Annotated in this window: 15 protein-coding genes; 13 read left to right on the forward strand and 2 right to left on the reverse strand. The window is 68.8% G+C overall.

What is annotated here, in order from left to right:
* Window positions 1–3: 3 nt before the first annotated feature.
* Window positions 4–636, reverse strand: coding sequence for a hypothetical protein (locus A5780_RS37450; RefSeq protein WP_156769773.1), 633 nt, complete (start codon window positions 634–636; stop codon window positions 4–6).
* A complete protein-coding gene (locus A5780_RS37455) occupies window positions 633–1,532 on the reverse strand; it encodes a diiron oxygenase (RefSeq protein WP_064911389.1) in 900 nt (299 codons plus the stop codon). Before A5780_RS37455 ends, A5780_RS37450 begins: the two co-directional genes overlap by 4 nt.
* Before the next feature lie 99 nt (window positions 1,533–1,631).
* On the opposite strand from A5780_RS37455, the gene A5780_RS37460 reads away from it, so the two are divergent.
* The 13 genes from A5780_RS37460 to A5780_RS37520 all read left to right on the forward strand — a co-directional run bounded on the left by A5780_RS37460 (window position 1,632) and on the right by A5780_RS37520 (window position 15,880).
* A complete protein-coding gene (locus tag A5780_RS37460; protein WP_051757114.1) occupies window positions 1,632–2,387 on the forward strand; it encodes a TetR/AcrR family transcriptional regulator in 756 nt (251 codons plus the stop codon).
* A gap of 82 nt (window positions 2,388–2,469) precedes the next feature.
* Window positions 2,470–3,969 carry a depupylase/deamidase Dop gene (gene dop / locus A5780_RS37465; protein ID WP_030518124.1) on the forward strand — a complete coding sequence of 500 codons (1,500 nt, stop codon included), beginning with the start codon at window positions 2,470–2,472 and terminating at the stop codon, window positions 3,967–3,969.
* 182 nt (window positions 3,970–4,151) lie between these two features.
* Window positions 4,152–4,346 carry a ubiquitin-like protein Pup gene (locus A5780_RS37470; protein WP_030518123.1) on the forward strand — a complete coding sequence of 65 codons (195 nt, stop codon included), beginning with the start codon at window positions 4,152–4,154 and terminating at the stop codon, window positions 4,344–4,346.
* A 26-nt stretch (window positions 4,347–4,372) separates the two neighbouring features.
* Window positions 4,373–5,191, forward strand: coding sequence for a proteasome subunit beta (prcB, locus tag A5780_RS37475; RefSeq protein WP_063015449.1), 819 nt, complete (start codon window positions 4,373–4,375; stop codon window positions 5,189–5,191).
* Entirely contained in the window at window positions 5,188–5,970 is a 783-nt protein-coding gene (prcA, locus tag A5780_RS37480; RefSeq protein WP_063015450.1) for a proteasome subunit alpha, read from the forward strand. Before prcB ends, prcA begins: the two co-directional genes overlap by 4 nt.
* Before the next feature lie 324 nt (window positions 5,971–6,294).
* Complete coding sequence (gene pafA / locus A5780_RS37485; RefSeq protein ID WP_030518120.1) at window positions 6,295–7,653, forward strand: Pup--protein ligase; 1,359 nt, start codon at window positions 6,295–6,297, stop codon at window positions 7,651–7,653.
* A 119-nt stretch (window positions 7,654–7,772) separates the two neighbouring features.
* Window positions 7,773–8,768, forward strand: coding sequence for a YafY family protein (locus tag A5780_RS37490; RefSeq protein ID WP_030518119.1), 996 nt, complete (start codon window positions 7,773–7,775; stop codon window positions 8,766–8,768).
* A gap of 40 nt (window positions 8,769–8,808) precedes the next feature.
* Window positions 8,809–9,813: a YafY family protein gene (locus A5780_RS37495; RefSeq protein WP_030518118.1), complete on the forward strand. Its 1,005-nt coding sequence runs from the start codon at window positions 8,809–8,811 to the stop codon at window positions 9,811–9,813.
* A complete protein-coding gene (locus A5780_RS37500; protein WP_063015451.1) occupies window positions 9,810–10,853 on the forward strand; it encodes a 2-dehydropantoate 2-reductase in 1,044 nt (347 codons plus the stop codon). Before A5780_RS37495 ends, A5780_RS37500 begins: the two co-directional genes overlap by 4 nt.
* Before the next feature lie 100 nt (window positions 10,854–10,953).
* Window positions 10,954–11,244: a Sec-independent protein translocase subunit TatA gene (gene tatA / locus A5780_RS37505; RefSeq protein WP_062997181.1), complete on the forward strand. Its 291-nt coding sequence runs from the start codon at window positions 10,954–10,956 to the stop codon at window positions 11,242–11,244.
* 111 nt (window positions 11,245–11,355) lie between these two features.
* On the forward strand, window positions 11,356–12,345 hold the full coding sequence (gene tatC / locus A5780_RS37510) for a twin-arginine translocase subunit TatC (RefSeq protein WP_064901907.1): 990 nt from the start codon (window positions 11,356–11,358) through the stop codon (window positions 12,343–12,345).
* Window positions 12,342–15,038 (forward strand): RNA helicase, encoded by a 2,697-nt coding sequence (locus tag A5780_RS37515; protein WP_064911410.1) that lies wholly within the window; start codon window positions 12,342–12,344, stop codon window positions 15,036–15,038. Before tatC ends, A5780_RS37515 begins: the two co-directional genes overlap by 4 nt.
* Before the next feature lie 104 nt (window positions 15,039–15,142).
* Complete coding sequence (locus A5780_RS37520) at window positions 15,143–15,880, forward strand: DUF4333 domain-containing protein (protein WP_064911390.1); 738 nt, start codon at window positions 15,143–15,145, stop codon at window positions 15,878–15,880.
* The last annotated feature ends 14 nt before the right edge of the window (window positions 15,881–15,894 follow it).

Below are 15,894 nucleotides of genomic sequence, written 5' to 3' on the forward strand. Positions count from 1 at the left end.
CGCCTACGAGTACGCCGGTCCGGCGGTACTCGACGCGCCGGGCGCCCGCTCGGCGGCGACGGTCGTATCGAAGTGATCGGAATCCGGTCGCGGCAGCCGCCGGCCGGGGCGGGGATCTGCCGCCCAGCGGCGAGCCGACTCGTGCTGCACAGCACGTCGCAGCTGGATCCGGCTACAACCGGCCCGCCGCATCGCCGCGATGCAGCGCGCGGCGTATTCGGCGCGGGCCTGCACCGGATAGTGCGGCCAGTTCGCGCCGGCAGGGGGGTGCGTCCAGAACAGATTGGGCATCTCGTGCATCGTCGTGGCGAGATGGGCCACCCGGCCATCGGCCAGCAGCGTATGCAGGTCGGTGCCGACTCCGGCGATGCGGCGCGGGTCGAGGTCGGCATCGGCGAGGATCACTACCGCCGCCGTGGTCGTGCCGTCGTCGGAACGCAGCCGCCAGAGGTCGTGTGCGCCGTCGAATTCCATGGTGTGCACCGCGGGCGGCGGCCGATCGGCCGTGCGCGAGGTCGAGCCGAGGACGGTGAGATCGCGGATTCCGTTGCGCCGCAGCGTCGCCGCGACGATCGGAGCCGCCGGACGGGCAGCGACGACGGCCACGCCACCCGGGCTGTGCCGGACCGGCCTCATCCGAGCAACCCCCGCCTCCGCCAGAGCCGCTTGCCGATCGGGCCGAGCAGACCGTTCTCGTCCAGAAAGGCGCCGAGGTCGGCGGCTCCGGCCGCGAGCATGCGATGCGCGTGCGGATTGGCCAGCGCGGCCCGCGTGGCCGCCCGCCCGTCCAGGCCGGCCCGAATGTACATGTGCCGGTTGGTGATCAGCCGGACGAACAGCGGTGCGGCCACGGCGACACACAGGCGCACATAGGCGCGTTCCGCCCGCGACATCGCCGGCACGCGACGGGCGAGTGCGTCGCGGGCGAAGCCGATGTGACGCGCCTCCTCGGTGACGTGGACGCGGAACGTGCGCGCCACCACCGGCTGCAACTGCGGATCGTCGATGGTGCGGCGTTGCAGCGCGTCGAAGATCTCCTCACCGACCAGCGCTCCCACCCACACCATCGGACCGTGCAGCACCAGCTGCAGCGACGAGATCGCCAGCCGGGCAGGAGCTTTGGGCCAATAGGGCCGGGCATCGATGCGGTCGATCAACTTGCCGAACATGGTCATGTGCCGGCATTCGTCGCCCATCTCGGTCAGTGTGTAGTGCGAGCGGTGCGAGGTGGGGTCGCCGTTCATCAACTCCCGCAACAGCAGCCGGTTCAGGATGTTCTCGAACCAGATTCCCACCGAGAGGATGTTCGCGAGCTCCTGCCGCGACAGTTCGCGCCGCTGCTCGACGGACATCGCGTCCCACAGTGCGGTGCCGTAGAGCGAGACCACCTCCGGCGGCAGGAAGAACTTGTCCGGATCCAGTGGCGCGTCCCAGTCCAGATCGACCACCGGGTCGTAGGACTTGCGGACCGAACCGAGCAGCAGGCGCTGCGCGAAGGTATCCCGCGGGAGCAGGGTGGCGTCGTTGCCCATGACTGCGCTCCAAACGAATCGAATTACCGAGACAGGCTGTAACACCAAGGTTAGTGAGACGGCATGTATCGGTCAATACCGCATGAGTATCGTTGACATGTGAGTGAAACCGGTGGACAGCGGCCCCCGCGGCGTGCGGAACGGTCCGCCGCGACCGGTGTGGACGGTCGCAGTACCCGCTGGAACGGGCACAAACAGCGACGGCGTGCCGAGGTGATCGAGGCCGCGGTCGCGGTGATCGAGGAGAACGGCGCCGAGGTGTCGGTCCAGCAGATCGCCGACCGGCTGGGCCTGCCGCGTCCGGTCGTGTACCGCCACTTCGACGGGCGGACCGATCTGGACGAGCAGATTCGCGGCCGGATCCTGGAATCGCTACTCGAACAACTGCTTCCGACGCTGCGGGCGGACGGCACGGTCAAGGACGCGGTGCGCGGGGCGGTCGGCACCTACGTCGGATGGGTGGCATCGCATCCGCAACTGCACCGCTTCCTCGCGGCGAGTGCCCCGCAAGGAGATTCGTCGCTCGCGCTGGCGGGGGCCCGCGACCGCATCGGCGCCCGGCTCGCGGATCTGTTCGCCACCGCCGCCGCGCGCGTCGGGATCGATCCCGTGCGGGCCCGGCCGATGGCCTTCGGCATCGTCGGCTTCGTCGACGGCGTGGTCAACAGCTGGCGCGCAGACACCGCTTCGGCGCTGGGATCGGAGCAGATCGAGGCGATCGTGACCGAATCGGTGCTCGGTCTGCTGGAGAGCAATGCACGCAGTCTGGGGGTTCCGCTGGATCGCGACGCCACCGTCGCCGACCTGGTCGCCCGGACCGATGCCGCGGCCTCGGACCCGCTGGCGGTCAACTGATTTCGGGGCGCGCAGCGCTGCGGTGACGGGCCACCGCACCCGGGCGGCCCCGGGGATCCCGCGCGTCGCCTAGGCTCGACCCATGCAGCGCATCATCGGAATCGAGGTCGAGTACGGCATCTCGACACCGACGGAACCCTCGGCGAACCCGATTCTCACGTCCACCCAGGCGGTGCTGGCCTACGCGGCGGCCGAGGGCGTACCCCGGGCCAAGCGCACGCGCTGGGACTACGAGGTGGAATCGCCGCTGCGCGATGCCCGCGGCTTCGATCTGGGCCGGCTCAACGGGCCGGCGCCGGTGATCGACGCCGACGAGGTCGGCGCGGCGAACATGATCCTCACCAACGGCGCCCGCCTCTACGTCGACCACGCCCACCCCGAATATTCGGCCCCGGAGGTCGTGGACCCGCTGGACGCGGTGATCTGGGACAAGGCCGGTGAGCGGGTCATGGAGGCCGCCGCCCGCTATGCCTCCAGCGTGCCGGGTGCGCCGCGCATGCAGCTGTACAAGAACAACGTCGACGGTAAGGGCGCCTCCTACGGCACCCACGAGAACTATCTGATGAACCGCGATACGCCGTTCAATCAGATCATCGTCGGCCTGACGCCCTTCTTCGTCTCCCGGCAGGTCGTCACCGGCTCGGGGCGGGTCGGCATCGGGCAGTCCGGCGACCATGCCGGATTCCAGCTGTCGCAGCGTTCGGACTACATCGAGGTCGAGGTGGGCCTGGAGACCACCCTCAAGCGCGGCATCATCAACACCCGCGACGAACCGCACGCCGATGCCGACAAGTACCGCCGCCTGCACGTGATCATCGGCGACGCCAACCTGGCCGAATGGTCGACCTACCTCAAGGTCGGCACCACCGCGCTGGTGCTGGATCTGATCGAGGCCGGCGAGGATCTGTCGGATCTGCAACTGGCCCGTCCGGTCACCGCCGTGCACACCATCAGCCACGACCCGAGCCTGCGCGCCACGGTCGCGCTGGTGGACGGCCGCGAACTGACCGGCCTTGCGCTGCAACGGATCTACCTCGACCGGGTGGAGAAGTTCCACGACCGCGAGGGCACCGACGACGCGCGCGTCACCGATGTTTTGGAGAAGTGGGCGCACGTGCTCGACCTGCTCGAACGCGACCCCATGGACTGCGCGCACCTGCTCGACTGGCCGGCCAAGCTGCGCCTGCTCGAGGGTATGCGCAGCCGCGAGGGCCTGGGCTGGGCGGCGCCGAAGCTGCATCTGATGGATCTGCAGTACTCCGATGTGCGCCTGGACAAGGGCCTCTACAACCGCCTGGTGGCGCGCGGTTCGATGGAGCGGCTGGTCTCCGAACAGCAGGTCACCGACGCGATGACCAACCCGCCGACCGACACCCGCGCCTACTTCCGGGGCGAATGCCTGCGCCGCTTCGGCGCCGATATCGCCGCGGCGAGCTGGGATTCGGTGATCTTCGACCTGGGCGGCGACTCGCTGGTCCGCATTCCCACCCTGGAGCCGCGCCGCGGGACGAAATCCCACGTCGGCAAGTTGCTCGAGGGCGCCGGTACGGCCGCCGAACTGGTCAAGCAGCTCACTTCCTGACCGGGCGGCCGGGCCGCCGGCGGTGCGTTCGTGCCGGGGTGGCACGGCGTGCTGTGACGTTGCGGCGGGGGCACATTGCGATGTAATCCGGCATGTTGTCACCGTCGCTGGGTAGTGTTGAGGGACGAGCATCGGAGGTTTCCGATGCTCGCCGATGATCAGTACAGAGGAGGTCGGCTGCTATGGCACAAGAGCAGACCAAGCGCGCCGGTGGTGGCGACGAGGACGACGACGCGGCCGGTGTCGAGGCCGCGGGACAGGAGCGCCGCGAAAAGCTGGCCGAGGAGACCGACGACCTGCTCGACGAGATCGACGACGTGCTCGAGGAGAACGCGGAGGACTTCGTGCGTGCCTACGTCCAGAAAGGCGGCCAGTGACATCAGGTGACCCCTTGCGGCTCCACATGGGGTACGCCCTCTCGTCATTCTCCGAATATCTGCGGGAAAACGCGCCGGAACTGTTGCCGGGCAACGGTTTCGGGCGCGCTTCCGGGGGCAACGGCTCGGCCGGGGACCTGGCGCCGCACGGCACCACCATCGTCGCGGTGACCTACCGCGGCGGTGTGCTGATCGCCGGCGACCGCCGGGCCACTCAGGGCAACCTGCTGGCCAGCCGCGATATGGAGAAGGTGTACATCACCGACACCTTCTCCGCGGCCGGTATCGCCGGTACCGCGGGCGTGGCGGTCGAGATGATCCGCCTGTTCGCGGTGGAGCTGGAGTACTACGAGAAGATCGAGGGCGTGCCGCTGACCTTCGACGGTAAGGCCAACAAGCTGTCGAAGATGGTCCGCGACAATCTGCCCGCGGCACTGCAGGGCCTGGCGGTGGTGCCGATTCTGGTCGGTTACGACCTCGAGGCCACCGATCCGGCGCGGGCCGGCCGTATCGTGTCCTACGACGTGGTCGGCGGCCGCAGCGAAGAGCGCTTCGGCTACACCGCCACCGGCTCGGGCTCGATGTTCGCCAAGTCGTCGTTGAAGAAGACCTACAGCCGCGATATGGACGAGGACCGCGCCCTGCGCATCGCCGTCGAATCGCTGCTGGACGCCTCCGACGACGACACCGCCACCGGCGGCCCGGATCTGCAGCGTGGCATCTTCCCGACGGCGATCGTCATCAATGCCGAAGGGGCGCTGGAGGTTTCGGACGAGCGGCTCGAACAGATCGCGCGCTCGATCGTCGACGAGCGGGTGGCCGAAGAAGGGAGTGCGCGTCCATGACACTGCCGTACTACGCGTCGGCCGAACAGATCATGCGCGACAAGACCGAACTTGCGCGCAAAGGCATCGCCCGGGGACGCAGTGTCGTGGTGCTGGTGTACGACAAGGGTGTGCTGTTCGTCGCCGAGAACCCCTCGGCGACGCTGCACAAGGTGAGTGAACTGTACGACCGCATCGGATTCGCCGCGGTCGGCAAGTACAACGAGTTCGAAAGTCTGCGTCGTGGTGGGATCCTGCAGGCCGACCTGCGTGGATACCAGTACGACCGGCGAGATGTGACCGGGCGGGCGCTGGCGAACATGTACGCGTCCACCCTCGGCACGATCTTCACCGACCAGCTCAAGCCCTACGAGGTCGAGATCTGCATCGGTGAGGTCGGCTATCCGGAGCAGGAGTCGAATTCGGTCCTGTACCGGATCAACTTCGACGGCTCCATCGTCGACGAGCGCGACTTCGTGGTGATGGGCGGCAATACCGACCCGATCAGCACCGCGCTCAAGGACACCTTTCAGCCGGGCCTGGAATTGCGGGCCGCGATCCGCACCGCCGTGGACGCCCTGCAGAAGGGTTCGCCGGACAACAGCGACAAGGACAAGCGCGGTATCGCGGTGTCCTCGCTGGAGGTGGCGACCCTGGAGCAGGCCCGCCCGCGCCGGGCCTTCCGCCGCATTCCGCACGCCATGCTGGAGACGCTGCTGTCCGTCGACGGTGCGGCGAGTGCGGACGAGGAGAACGCCGAACCGGAGACACCCTCCGCCGGCGACCCCTCCAACCCGTAAGCGCTGGTAGCGGCTTCGAACGCGACGCCCGGCCCGGTCCTCCACGCGGAGGACCGGGCCGGGCGTCGTCGTGCTCCGGTAGTGGGACACCGTCGCGAACATATGCTCCGACCTGCGGATTTGTGGCGGCCGCGAGGTCGGTCGCCCACTGTGGACGCACAGCAGGGGCGCGGCCCGGGTCCTGGACGACGAGGTCCAGAGGCCACCAACGCCGTGCGGCCGGCGCCGGCGCCGTCGGACCCCGCCCATATTGTTGTGAACCCGTATGCAACCGCTTGCTCGCACAGCCACTTTCGCCGTTCGCTTTGCCGTAATGTCGATGGTGTGCAGCGACGAATTATGGGGATCGAGACCGAGTTCGGGGTGACGTGCACGTTCCACGGTCACCGTCGGTTGAGTCCTGACGAGGTGGCCCGGTATCTGTTCCGCCGGGTGGTGTCCTGGGGCCGTAGTTCGAACGTATTTCTCCGCAACGGAGCGCGGCTCTATCTCGATGTCGGTTCCCATCCGGAGTATGCGACGGCCGAATGTGACTCGCTGGTTCAGCTGGTCACCCACGATCGCGCGGGTGAGCGGGTGCTCGAGGAGTTGCTGATCGATGCCGAGCAGCGCTTGGCGGAGGAGGGGATCGGCGGTGACATCTATCTGTTCAAGAACAACACCGATTCGGCGGGCAACTCCTACGGCTGCCACGAGAACTTCCTCGTGGTGCGGGCCGGCGAGTTCTCCCGGATCTCGGATGTGCTGTTGCCGTTCCTGGTGACCAGGCAGCTGATCTGCGGTGCCGGAAAGATCCTGCAGACGCCGAAGGCGGCCACGTTCTGCCTGTCGCAGCGGGCCGAGCACATCTGGGAGGGGGTGTCGTCGGCGACCACGCGGTCGCGGCCGATCATCAACACTCGTGACGAGCCGCATGCCGACGCGGAGAAGTACCGCCGTCTGCATGTGATCGTCGGCGACTCGAATATGGCCGAACCCACCACCATGCTGAAGGTGGGCACCGCGGCGCTGGTGCTGGAGATGATCGAGGCCGGGGTGTCGTTCCGCGATTTCGCGCTCGACAATCCGATCCGCGCGATCCGCGAGGTCAGCCACGATCTGACCGGCCGGCGGCCGGTGCGACTGGCGGGTGGCCGCCAGGCCAGCGCGCTCGACATCCAGCGTGAGTACTACGCCCGCGCGGTCGAGCATCTGCGCAATCGCGAGCGCGATCCGCAGGTGGACGCGGTGGTGGACCTGTGGGGCCGCACGCTCGACGCGGTCGAGGCGCAGGATTTCGCGAAGGTCGACACCGAGATCGACTGGGTGATCAAGCGCAAGCTGTTCCAGCGCTACCAGGACCGGTACTCGATGGAGCTGTCGGATCCGAAGATCGCCCAGCTGGATCTGGCCTATCACGACATCAAGCGCGGTCGCGGGGTGTTCGATCTGCTGCAGCGCAAGGGTCTGGTCAAGCGGGTCACCGAGGACGAGGCGGTCGATGCGGCGGTGACGACTCCGCCGCAGACGACGCGGGCCAAACTGCGCGGTGATTTCATCACCGCCGCGCAGGAGGCGGGCCGCGATTTCACCGTCGACTGGGTGCATCTGAAGCTGAACGATCAGGCGCAGCGCACGGTCTTGTGCAAGGACCCGTTCCGGTCCGTGGACGAGCGTGTGGATCGGTTGATCGCCTCGATGTGAGGTTGTCGGCCCCGCGGTGGTCCGCGGGGCCGGTCGATCCGGATTCCGGCGGCGATATCCCGGCGCGGATCGGTGCGGTGGTGCACCGTCGTTCCGGGACGCCGATTACTCTGTGTCGGGTGGCGATTTCCAAGGTCGAGCGGCTGATGAATCTGGTGATCGCGCTGCTGTCGACCCGGCAGTTCCTGACCGCGGAACGCATTCGCGACAGCGTCGCCGGCTACGAGGAGTCGGCCAGCGACGAAGCGTTCAGCCGGATGTTCGAGCGCGACAAGAACGAACTGCGGGATCTGGGGATCCCGCTGGAGGTCGGCCCGGTGGGCCGATTCTCCGGGCAGGAGGGGTATCGCATCAATCGCGATGCCTACGAACTGCCCGATATCGACCTGACCAGCGCGGAAGCGGCGGCGGTCGCGGTGGCGGTGCAGTTGTGGGAGTCCCCGGAGCTGGCCAGTGCCGCGGAGAGCGCGGTGCTCAAGTTGCGGGCCGCCGGTGTGCACGTCGACGCGGACGCGGCCTCGGCGTCGGTGCCCGCGGTACCGGCGCGCACGCGCGGGTCGGAAGCCGCGCTGGGCAAACTGCTGGCGGCCATCGATGCGGGGCGGGCGGTGCGATTCGAGCATCGGGTCACCCACAACGCGCCCTACACCACGCGCGATGTGGAGCCCTGGGGTGTGGTGACCCGGCACGGGCGCTGGTATCTGGTCGGTCACGACCGCGACCGGGATGCGGTGCGGACCTTCCGGCTGTCGCGGATCGGAGCCGACGTGGAGGTGTACGGGCCCGAGAACGCCGTGCACAAACCGGCGGATGTGGATCTGCGCCGGATCGTGGCGCAGGTGACGGGTGCGGCGCCGGTGAGCGGATCGGCGACCGTGTGGGTTGCGCAGGGCCGCGGCCAGGAGATCCGCCGGCTGGGCGTGGTGATCGCCGAGGAGACGGTCGCCGGTCGCCCGGGTTCGGTGGTGGAGGTGCCGGTGCGGTCGCGGGACTGGCTGGCGCGGCTGATCACCGGTCTCGGCCCGGATGCGCTGGTACTGGCCCCGGAGGATCTGCGGGCCGATGTGATCGCGCGGCTGCGGTCGGTACTGGAACGGACGGAGGTGTCGGCATGAGACGCGCGAGCGTCGCGACGGCCCGGGCGGGGGTGCGGCGATGAGCAGCCGATTGTCGACGCGGCTGTCCCGGCTGCTGAATATGGTTCCGTACTTCCTCGCGAATCCGGGGATCAGTGCGCCCGAGGCGGCCGCGGAACTCGGTGTCAGCACCAAACAGCTGATGAGCGACCTCAATCAGCTCTGGATGTGCGGACTGCCCGGCTACGGTCCCGGTGATCTGATCGATCTGTCGTTCTCCGAGGAGAGCATCGAGGTCACCTTCTCCGCCGGTATCGAGCGGCCGCTGCGGCTGACCTCGATCGAGGCGACGGCGCTGCTGGTGGCTCTGCGGTCGATCGCGGATCTGCCGGGCATGGTCGATCCCACGGCCGCCCGGTCGGCCACCGCCAAGATCGAATCCGCCATTTCCGGCGAGGCGGGGCATCGCAGCGAACCCGACACCGCCGAACCGGCCGAGGCGCCGGCGGTGACCACCGTGCGGTCCGCGCTGGCCGACGGGCGTGCGCTGCGGCTGGTGTACTACTCGGCGAGCCGGGATGTGGTGTCCGAACGCGTCGTCGATCCGATCCGAATCGTGCTGGTGGACAACAACTCCTACCTGCAGGCGTGGTGCCGGCAGGCCGAGGGGGTGCGGCTGTTTCGGTTCGACCGGATCGAGGAGGCCACCGAACTCGAGGAGGCGGCGAACCCGCCCAGCCACGCCACCGAGGAGTCCGCGGGTCTCGACCTGTTCTCCGACGATCCGGCAGTCGCGTTGGCGCGCTTGCGGATTCGTGCCGACTACGGGTGGGTGCTGGACCAGTATCCGATGCATCCGGTGGTGGTGCACCCCGACGGCAGCGTCGAGGCCACCATGCGGTTCGCCACGCTGGGCTGGATCGCGCGACTGCTGCTCGGCTTCGGTTCGGGTGTCACCGTGCTGGGACCGCCCGAGCTGGTGAGCGCGGTGCGGGAACGTTCGGCCGCGGCGCTGGCCGCCTACGACCACGTCGGCGATCTCGGATACGACCGGAACATGGTCGAGGAGGTCGGGCCCGCGTGACGTTCCGGGTGACGGTGCTCGGCGCCGGAAGCATCGGTCTGTTCGTCGGTGGCAAGCTCGCCGCCGCCGGTGCCGAGGTGAGTTTCGTCGGCCGCCCGCGGCTGCTGGACGAGATCGGCGCCCACGGATTGCGGCTGACCGATCTGGACGGCGGCGACGACCGCGTCGCGGCGAGCGGTTTCCGCACCGAGACCGAACCGGACAGTGCGGCCACCGCCGATCTGGTGCTGGTCACCGTGAAATCGGCGCAGACCGCCCAGGCGGCGGCGCAGCTGCGCGATCGGGTGCGCGCGGACACCGTGGTGATCAGCCTGCAGAACGGCATCGGCAACGATGCGGCGATCCGGGAGGTGCTGCCCACGGCGGTGGTCTCGGCGGGCATGGTGATGTTCAATGTCGTCCACAGCGGCCCCGGCCATTTCCATCGCGGGACCGACGGCACCGTGGCGGTGTCCGACGATCCGGCGCTGTCGCGATTCGCGCCGCTGTTCGAGCGGGCCGGACTGCCCCTGGACCGCCATTCCGATCTGCGCCCGGTGCAATGGGCCAAACTGTTGCTCAACCTCAACAACGCGATCAACGCGCTGTCGGGCCGCCCGCTGCGCGAGGAACTGGCCACCCGCGACTACCGGCGCTGCCTGGCGCTGGCCCAGAACGAGGCACTCGCGGTGATGCGGCGGGCCCGGATCCGTCCCGCGCGGTTGACCGTCCTGCCGCCGCGCGTGATGGCCCGCATGCTGACCGTTCCCGATGCCGTCTTCGAGCGGGTGGCCGGACGGGTGCTCGCGGTGGACCCGTTGGCGCGCTCGTCGATGGCCGACGATCTGGCCCTGGGCCGGCGCACCGAAATAGATTGGCTCTGTGGGGAGATCGTCGAGCTGGGCCGGATGGTGGCCGTGCCTACCCCGGTGAACGCGCGGCTGGTCGCCTTGATCCGGGCCGCCGAGAGCGGCGACGAACGACGCTGGAGCGGCCCGGACCTGCTCGCGGAGCTGCGCGGGGCCGCGACCGCAGCGGCACCGGGACCGGTGTCGCGCTGAACCCGCGCCGGCATCCGGCCGTTCCACGGGTGACGACGCGCGTAGTCGTCGGATCGGGGTCCGGTAGCATCGGACATACCACAGTCTTGGGAGGTTTTCGATGGGTTCATTGAGCCCGACGCACTGGCTCATCATTGCGTTGGTGATCCTGCTGCTGTTCGGCGCCAAGCGGCTGCCCGACGCCGCCCGGGGTCTCGGACGTTCCTTGCGCATCTTCAAGAGCGAGATGAGCGAGATGCATTCCGAGGGCTCGGCGAACGCGGGTTCTGCGAACACGGGGTCGGCGAACGCGTCCGGCACCGCGCAGCAGTCGGCGCCCGCGGCCGAACTGCCGCCTGCCCAGCCGGTGAATCCGGCCCCGCAGGCCGACAAGGATCGTCACACGGCCTGATCCGGTCCGTCTCGAGGCCGTCACCCCGGCAACGCCCGCGGGGTGGCGGTGCGATGGCGGTTGGGCGTTTCATCCGGATCCGGCCAGGTGATCAGCGAGGCAGTCACATCCATGCGCATTCCGTTCGACCCCCGCCGTAGCCGGCGCAGGACGAATCCCGACGGCACCATGTCGTTGGTCGAACATCTGCAAGAGTTGCGTTCGCGACTGTTGAAGTCGTTGCTGGCGGTGGCGCTGACCACGATCCTCGGATTCCTCTGGTACTCGCACTCCTTCCTGGGCATCGAGAGCCTGGGTGATCTGCTGCGCGGCCCGTACTGTTCGCTGCCGCCGGAACATCGTGCGCAGCTGACCACCGACGGCACCTGCCGGCTGCTGGCCACCGCACCGTTCGAACAGTTCATGCTGCGGTTCAAGGTCGCCTTCACCGCGGGTGTGGTGATGGCCTGCCCGATCTGGCTGTACCAGCTGTGGGCGTTCGTCACGCCCGGCCTCTACGCCAAGGAGCGCAAGTACGCGATCAGCTTCGTCGCCTCCGGCGTGGTGCTGTTCGTCACCGGCGCGGTGCTCGCGTACTGGGTGGTGGCGCACGCGCTGAGCTTCCTGATGGGAATCGGCAGCAATGTGCAGATCACCGCGCTGAGCGGTAGTCAGTACTTCGGATTCATCATCAAGCTGCTGATCATCTTCGGCGTCAGCTTCGAGACGCCGCTGCTGATCATCGGGCTGAACATGGTGGGCGTGCTGACCTACGAGCGGCTCAAGAAGTGGCGCCGCGGCATGATCTTCGGGCTGTTCGTCTTCGCCGCGATCGTCACCCCGCAGGATCCCTTCTCGATGCTGGCGCTGGCCGCCGCGCTCACCGTGTTGTTCGAGGTGGCCGTGCAGATCGCCCGGCTCAACGACCGACGCCGCGCGCGCCGGGGCGACAACTGGGGCGCGCTGTCCGACGACGAGGCCTCCCCGCTGGCCGGACCCGACGATCTGGACGGTGTGAGCCCGGTGGAGCCCGCCCGCCCGGTGACGGCGACCGGACCGGTCTCGGCCGAGCCCGCGCCGAAAACTCCGCGCCCCGTGTCGGACTACTCCGATACCCTCTGAGCGTGGGACAACCGTCGCTGACTGGCGAACTCGCGGCATTCGCCGCCGACCTGAAATTCTCCCTGGACCCGTTCCAACAGCAGGCCTGCGCGGCGCTGGAGAACGGGCACAGTGTGCTGGTGTGCGCGCCGACCGGCGCCGGTAAGACCGTCGTCGGGGAATTCGCCGTGCACCTGGCCCGCGCGGCCGGTGGCAAGTGCTTCTACACCACCCCGATCAAGGCGCTGTCGAATCAGAAGTACGCCGATCTGGTGGATCGCTACGGCCGCGACGCGGTCGGACTGCTGACCGGTGATCAGTCGATCAATCCGGACGCCCGGGTCGTGGTCATGACCACCGAAGTGCTGCGCAACATGCTCTACGCGGGTTCGGACGCGCTGCATGCGCTGTCGTTCGTCGTCATGGACGAGGTGCACTATCTGGCCGACCGATTCCGCGGCGCGGTGTGGGAAGAGGTCATCCTGCATCTGCCGCCGGAGGTGCGGCTGGTGAGCCTGTCGGCGACGGTCAGCAACGCCGAGGAGTTCGGCGCGTGGATGGAGACCGTGCGGGGCGATACCGCGGTCATCGTCGACGAGACGCGGCCGGTGCCGCTGTGGCAGCACGTCATGGTCGGGCGGCGGCTGTTCGATCTGTTCGATACGAAGTCCAGCGATCAGAAAATCCTCGTCGACGAGGATCTGGTTCGCTACATCAAACATCGCGAGACCGCCGACCGGATGAACGGCTGGTCCGGTCCGCGCCACCGCGGTGGTCCGCGCCGCGACTTCCGGCCGCTGCCGCGCCCGGAGATGCTCGCCCGCCTCGACGAGGAAGGGCTGCTGCCGGCGATCACGTTCATCTTCAGCCGGGCCGGCTGCGACGGCGCCCTCGCCCAGTGCCTGCGCTCGCGCCTGGATCTGAGCCGTCCCGAGGAGGCGGCGGAGATCGAGGCGGTGATCGAACGCCATACCGGTGATCTGCCGCGCGCCGACCTCGATGTGCTCGGCTACTGGGAATGGCGGGAGGCGCTCTTCCGCGGCCTGGCCGCCCATCACGCCGGCATGCTGCCCGCCTTCCGGCACACCGTGGAGGAATTGTTCGTCCGCGGGTTGGTGCGGGCCGTATTCGCCACGGAGACACTGGCTCTCGGCATCAATATGCCGGCGCGCACGGTGGTGCTGGAACGGCTGGTGAAGTTCAACGGCGAAACCCATGCCGAGCTGACTCCCGGCGAGTACACGCAGCTGACCGGCCGAGCCGGGCGGCGCGGCATCGACATCGAAGGCCACGCGGTGGTGATGTGGCACCCCGATGTCGACACCAGCGCCGTCGCGGGCTTGGCCTCGACCCGCACCTATCCGCTGCGCAGCTCCTTCCGGCCCGGTTACAACATGTCGATCAACCTGATCGACCGGATGGGCGCCGCGCAGTCGCGAGAGCTGCTGGAGCGCTCGTTCGCGCAGTTCCAGGCCGATCGCTCGGTGGTGGGCCTGGTCCGCGGTATCGAGCGCAACGAGGCGCAGGTGCGCAAGCTGCGCTCGCAGATCGGTGACGACGGATTCCTCGAGTATCTGTCGCTGCGGGAGCGGATCAAACAGCGCGAACGCGAACTGGAACGGCAAGGCCGCGCCGACCGGCGCGGGGCGGCGGTCGAGTCGCTGACCTCGCTGCGCCGCGGTGACGTGGTGGCCATCCCGACCGGGCGCCGCCAGGGTCTCGCGGTGATCCTGGAACCGGACGCGAGTCCGGGCGATCCGCGGCCGCTGGTGCTGACTGCCGACACCTGGGCCGGTCGCGTCTCGGCCGCCGACTTCCCGACCCCCGCTCAGCCGCTGGGCCGGATGCGGCTGCCCCGCCACGTCGACCACCGCACCGCGCGGGCGCGCCGCGATCTGGCCTCGGCGTTGCGCAGCACCGGAATCGCCGTACCCGGGCGGGGCCGGCGCGGTGGTCGCGCCCGCGCGGCCGACGATCGAGAACTGGCGACGCTGCGGCGGGCGCTGCGCGCTCATCCCGCCCACTCCCGGCCCGACCGGGAGCAGCTGGCCCGGCTGGCCGAGCGCTACAACCGGCTCGAGCGCGAGACCGAGTCGATGCGCCAGAAGGTCGCTGCGACAACGAATTCGCTCGCGCGCACCTTCGATCGGATCGTCGCGCTGCTGAGTGAGCGCGGCTATGTCGACGGCGGGGAGGTCACCGCCGACGGTCGGCGGCTCGCCCGGATCTACACCGAGGCGGATCTCGTTGTGGCCGAATGCCTTCGGCAGGGGCTGTGGCGCGGGCTCGGCGCCGCCGAACTCGCGGGCGTGGTGTCGGTGCTGGTCTTCGAGTCGCGGCAGGAGGGCGGCTACCTCGGCCCGTCCGGGCCGACCGAGCCGGTGCGGCGCGCGGTCGGCGCCACCATCGGCGTGTGGAGCCAGTTGCGCACCGACGAGGCCAAGCACAAACTGCCGCCGACCCGGGAACCGGATCTGGGCTTCGTCACCGGCATCTACAAATGGGCCCGCGGCGACGGATTGGCCGAATCGTTGCTGGCCAGTGGCGATCAGGGCAGTGCGTTGTCGGCGGGCGACTTCGTGCGCTGGTGCCGGCAGGTGATCGATCTGCTCGACCAGATCCACCAGACCGCCGACGACACCGAAATCGCCGCCACCGCCGCCAAGTCGGTGCGTGCCATCCGGCGTGGCGTTGTGGCGGTGGACGCCGCGTAGCGTGCCGGGCTGTGATTGGATGACTACCGGTACCGACCGTGGTGAGGGCCTGATCACCTCACGCGGGGGGATGTGAGACGACGAGTGCGAGTGGAGGCAGGCACATGAGCGGCCCGTACGGACCGAACGAGACCCCTGGCCCAGGGGAGGGCCACAGCAGCGATCCGACCCAGCAGTGGTCGGGGCAGCCGCAGCCCGGCCAGTCCGGACCGCCGCCGCAATGGGGTGGCCAGCAGCCGCAGCAGCCCCAGTGGGGCCAGCCCGCACCGTCGCAGCAGCAGTGGGCGCCGCAACAGCAGCAGCCGCAGCAGCCGCAGTGGGGTGGCCAGAGCCAGCCGTCGTGGCCCCAGCAGCAACCGGCCCAGGCGCAGCCGTGGGAGCCGACCCAGCAGCAGTGGGGACAGCCGCCGCAGCCGTCGCAGCAGCAGTGGGCGCAGCAGCAGCCCACCCAGCAGGGGTGGGCGCCGCAGCCCGACCAGTCGCAGCAGCAGTGGGGGATGCAGGAACCGCAGCTGAGCACTACGCCCGCCAAGAAGTCGAAGAAGGGCCTGCTCTTCGGCGGTATCGGCGTACTGGTCGTGGTGGTCGTCGCGGTGGTCCTCGCCTTCGTCTTCCTGGGCAGCGACAAACTGGACAACAAGGCCGTGCAGGACGGCGTGCAGAAGGTCCTCAAGGATTCCTACGGCATCGACGACGTTCAGAACGTCAGCTGCCCCTCGGGGCAGAAGGTCGAGGTCGGCGGCACGTTCGACTGCACCCTGAAGGTCGGTGGCGAGCAGAAGAAGGTCACCGTCAAGATCACCAAGGACGACGGCACCTACGAGGTCGGCCGGCCCAACTGAGTGCCGTGCGCCCG

It is taken from the genome of Nocardia sp. 852002-20019_SCH5090214, from assembly GCF_001665865.1.
In the GTDB taxonomy this organism is placed as follows: Bacteria; Actinomycetota; Actinomycetes; order Mycobacteriales; family Mycobacteriaceae; genus Nocardia; species Nocardia nova.